Here is a 1,570-nt window from a genome sequence, read left to right as displayed (position 1 = left end):
TCCACCTATGAGTAACCTATGAGGAACTCAATTAATAGTTGACTATCAACAGTTGACATAAACCGTAGTTTTAGTGTCGATTCGGTTACCGGATGATCTGACCATTGCTTTCTTCCCTATCTTCCCCCTAAAGCGACACTTCCTTCTAAAACTACAACGCCCTAGTTTTGCCACTGCCTAGTCCTGATCACCTGATTGATTGTCATCTTTGCGGTCTTTTAGCAGCTTGGTGCGCTTATCAGAACGATTCTGCTTGCGAGATTCCCTGAGTATAGTGCGTTGGTTAGAAGTACTAGTTTTCTGGCGCTCTTTGATGGTGCTCAGTACTTTATAAGGGTCCCGTCCATAGTGGGGATACAATATTGGTAAGTTTTCTTGCTCCTTACCAAGTTCTTCTAAAACCTGATAATGTTGCTGATCGTTGATACCCAGTTCATCCCGGATCTGCTGGAGAACCTCGAGACTACTAGCGGAATTCACATGTCCAGCTTGGATGGCTTCTCTTAGCACCCCTTTGTATACCCCCAAGCGGTATTGTTGGTTAGCACCCGGTAGGGTTTTAGCCAGGATGTGTAATTCCTCAGGTTTGAGATCATCCACGGAACGACCTTCCAGAAATTCCGAGAAGTCCAGGGGTAGCTTCTTGAGTTGACGGCGCAACTTGTCTGCCAAACTCTCCTGGGTATATTGGTGGGAACTACGCCCCCAAGTTTGATAAAGCCATAAGCTGCTGACTAGAATCACTACACTCTGAAACAGGAATTGCACTAGAACAGGGAACCGATTAATTTCGGGACGACCCCCGTAGATGAAGAAGAAGTTAAACGCAATAAAGGTACAAATGGAAAAGACTCGGTGCAATACTTGCTCGTGAGTGATAGATTGGTTTTTTCGCCACAGAGCAGCTTTGTATGTCTTCTCTAGCTTGGTACAAATTAGACAACTGAGCGCCACGAAGACAACGAAGGTAAGAGGAGTTGCCACCAGTTTAGGAATCGCAATCGGGTGATTCATGATGTAAAACCCTGGCTTGAAAAGCGCACCTAACTGATTCTCTTCATGGGTCCAAGCCCCAGACAGGTAATAATCGAAGTTTCCTGCATACAACCAGTAGTAGACGAAATAGCCAATTACCATGCCTAAATAACCGTATTGGACTAATTTCCGACCAGGCTTAGTCAGTTGTTGCCAGTAGGCTTTTTCGGAATCGATATCCATACAAGGGGACTTACAACTGATACAGGCACTTTTTTCTTGACCTGCGGTCTTGTCTACGGTGCGGCACATGGACTGGGTAATGGTTTTTGGCGGTGCGTTGTGAGCTTCAGTGCCAAGCAATCCCCGTGGTCCAGTAAATACCATCTGAACCATGCCAAATGGACAGACATAATGACACCAACTTCTGCCACCATAGAGGAATACCATCATCATGGCGGATACGATAGTTAGGCTCAGAAACAAACCCAGAACCAAGCGGTCAGAGTTAACAAATAGAATCCGGCAGTTCAAACCGATAAAGAAAATGGCAAACTGCACATATAAATGGTTACGAACTAGCCAGGGATTTTCG

General features: G+C 45.4%; 1 protein-coding gene. It reads right to left on the bottom strand.

Annotated elements, in window-relative coordinates; genetic code table 11:
• Window positions 1-177 precede the first annotated feature (177 nt).
• A partial coding sequence (locus F6K37_RS41700; protein WP_287257127.1) for a 4Fe-4S binding protein occupies window positions 178-1,570 on the bottom strand: 1,393 nt, incomplete at its 5' end.

It is taken from the genome of Moorena sp. SIO4E2, assembly GCF_010671945.1.
Classification (GTDB): Bacteria; Cyanobacteriota; Cyanobacteriia; order Cyanobacteriales; family Coleofasciculaceae; genus Moorena; species Moorena producens.
The sequence above is the reverse complement of the archived record's forward strand: the minus strand, read 5'-3'. Positions and strand labels throughout refer to the sequence as shown.